The sequence below is a fragment of the Spirosoma luteolum genome, assembly GCF_054778875.1.
This window is the reverse complement of the sequence record NZ_BAAGZE010000015.1, coordinates 1-2948: the sequence shown is the minus strand read 5'-3', so window position 1 is coordinate 2948 and position 2948 is coordinate 1. Positions and strand designations below refer to the sequence as shown.

The 2948-nt window shown below is 55.7% G+C and carries 1 rRNA gene; it reads left to right on the top strand.

From position 1 onward, the window contains the following. The first annotated feature begins 98 nt into the window (after positions 1-98). A 23S ribosomal RNA gene (locus ACYVAC_RS16220) occupies positions 99-2934 on the top strand. The last annotated feature ends 14 nt before the right edge of the window (positions 2935-2948 follow it).

The window sequence follows — 2948 nt, the reverse complement described above, 5'->3', positions numbered from 1 at the left end:
TGTTCTTTGACCTACAGGGAGAAACGAAGACGGGCATGTGAATGCCTGTCGACACACAAAGAGACGATAAAACGTTAAGCTTTTTAGTAAAGCGTGCTAAACACGCAGCAAAAGGGCGGCTGGGGGATGCCTCTGGCTTCTGGTGGCGATGAAGGACGTGGCAAGCGACGAAACGCTGAGGGGACCCGCTGGCAGGGCTTGATCCTCAGGTGTCCGAATGGGGCAACCCACTGGTTTGAAGAACCAGTACTCCTTTGGGAGGGCGAACGCGGAGAACTGAAACATCTAAGTACCCGCAGGAAGAGAAAACAATTGTGATTCCGTCAGTAGTGGCGAGCGAACGCGGAACAGCCCAAACCATCTACGTTACGGCGTAGGCGGGGTAGTAGGACCCGACATCAAATCAACGGGAGAGAAGCGGAATGGCCTGGGAAGGCCAGCCACAGACGGTGAGAGCCCGGTACGCGTACACGAGTTGATGGGTTGGGGATCCTGAGTAGGGGGGAACCGGAGAAATTCCCTCTGAATCAGCCGGCACCATCCGGTAAGGCTAAATACGACCAGAAGACCGATAGTGGAGAGTACCGTGAGGGAACGGTGAAAAGCACGGGGAGTACCCGGGTGAAATAGACCCTGAAACCAGTCGCTTACAAGCGGTCGGAGCCCCCAGCGGGGGGTGACGGCGTGCCTTTTGCATAATGAGCCTACGAGTAACCGTCACTGGCAAGGTTAAGGACGTTGACGTCCGCAGCCGAAGCGAAAGCGAGTCTGAACAGGGCGTTTGAGTCAGTGGGGGTTGACGCGAAACTTGGTGATCTACCCGTGGCCAGGTTGAAGGGGTGGTAACACACCGTGGAGGACCGAACCGATAAGCGTTGAAAAGCTTCCGGATGAGCTGCGGGTAGGGGTGAAAGGCCAATCAAACTGAGAAATAGCTCGTACTCTCCGAAATGTTTTTAGGAACAGCGTTCAGTGTTACCACTTGTGAGGTAGAGCGACCAACAGGATGCGGGGGAGTCACATCCTACCAACTTCTGATGAACTCCGAATGCGCAAGTGGGTGCTGGGCAGTGAGGGGCAGGGTGCTAAGGTCCTGCTCCGAGAGGGGAACAACCCAGACCATCCGCTAAGGTCCCCAAGTGTGTGCTAAGTTGAACAAAGGCGGTCCGGCTGCTGAGACAGCCAGGAGGTTGGCTTGGAAGCAGCCATTCCTTTAAAGAGTGCGTAACAGCTCACTGGTCGAGCGGGGCGGGCGTCGATAATAAACGGGCATCAAGCACACCACCGAAGCGATGGACCTACGCAGGAGCGTAGTGTGGTAGGAGAGCATTCACAGGCCGGCGAAGGATAGGCGTGAGCCTTACTGGAGGGCTGTGAAAAGCAAATGTAGGCATAAGTAACGAGAATGGGGATGAGAACTCCCCACACCGAAAAGCTAAGGTTTCCTCCGCGATGGCAGTCATCGGAGGGTTAGTCGGGGTCTAAGGAGCAGGCGAAGGCCGGGCTTTGAGGGGAATCAGGTTAATAGTCCTGAACTGTCCATGCAGGGCGAGTCATGACGGAGTGCCGGAGGTAGTAGGTCCTGACGGAATAGGGCGTTGAGCAGCGGCTTCGGCCAAAGCGAATTACTGAAGGGGCTTCCAAGAAAAGTGATGAGCCGTTAAGCGCATGGGTACCCGTACCGTAAACCGACACAGGTAGCTGGGAAGAATATTCTAAGGTGCGCGAAAGAATCATGGTTAAGGAACTCGGCAAGATGACCCTGTAACTTCGGGATAAGGGGGGCCTACCCAGTGATGGGAGGCTGCAGAGAAGAGGCCCAGGCGACTGTTTACCAAAAACACAGGACTCTGCCAAAATGAAAGTTGACGCATAGGGTCTGACACCTGCCCGGTGCTGGAAGGTTAAGGGGGGAGCTTAGTCGCAAGGCGAAGGTTTGAACTGAAGCCCCAGTAAACGGCGGCCGTAACTATAACGGTCCTAAGGTAGCGAAATTCCTTGTCGGGTAAGTTCCGACCTGCACGAATGGTGTAACGATCTGGGCACTGTCTCAACCATGAGTTCGGTGAAATTGTAGTAGCGGTGAAGATGCCGCTTACCCGCCACGGGACGGAAAGACCCCGTGCACCTTTACTACAGCTTAACATGGATCGCCGGTCAGGCATGTGTAGGATAGGCGGGAGATTGCGAAGCGGTGTCGCCAGGCATCGTGGAATCAACCTTGAAATACCGCCCTTGGCTGACTGGCGGTCTAACCCTTTCTGGGGGACAGTGTTTGGTGGGTAGTTTGACTGGGGTGGTCACCTCCGAAAGGGTAACGGAGGTTTCCCAAGGTTCGCTCATGCCGGACGGTAATCGGCAGTGGAGTGCAATAGCAAAAGCGAGCTTGACAGTGAGGCCTACACGCCGATCTGGGACGAAAGTCGGGTATAGTGATCCGGTGGTTCCGCATGGAAGGGCCATCGCTCAAAGGATAAAAGGTACGCCGGGGATAACAGGCTGATCTCCCCCAAGAGCTCACATCGACGGGGAGGTTTGGCACCTCGATGTCGGCTCGTCACATCCTGGGGCTGGAGAAGGTTCCAAGGGTTCGGCTGTTCGCCGATTAAAGTGGCACGCGAGCTGGGTTCAGAACGTCGTGAGACAGTTCGGTCCCTATCTGTGGTGGGCGTTGGAATACTGAGGGGGTCTGTCCTTAGTACGAGAGGACCGGGATGGACCAACCGCTGGCGGATCGGTTGTTTGGCCGCAGGCACGGCCGAGTAGCTACGTTGGGTTAAGATAAGCGCTGAAGGCATCTAAGTGCGAAACTGGCCCCGAGATGAGTGTTCCGGTATAAAGGGGCGTTGGAGACGACGACGTTGATAGGCGGCAGGTGGAGGTGCAGAGATGCATGGAGCCGAGCCGTACTAATGGCCCCGGACGCGTGATTAGGAAAGTGTTTTACG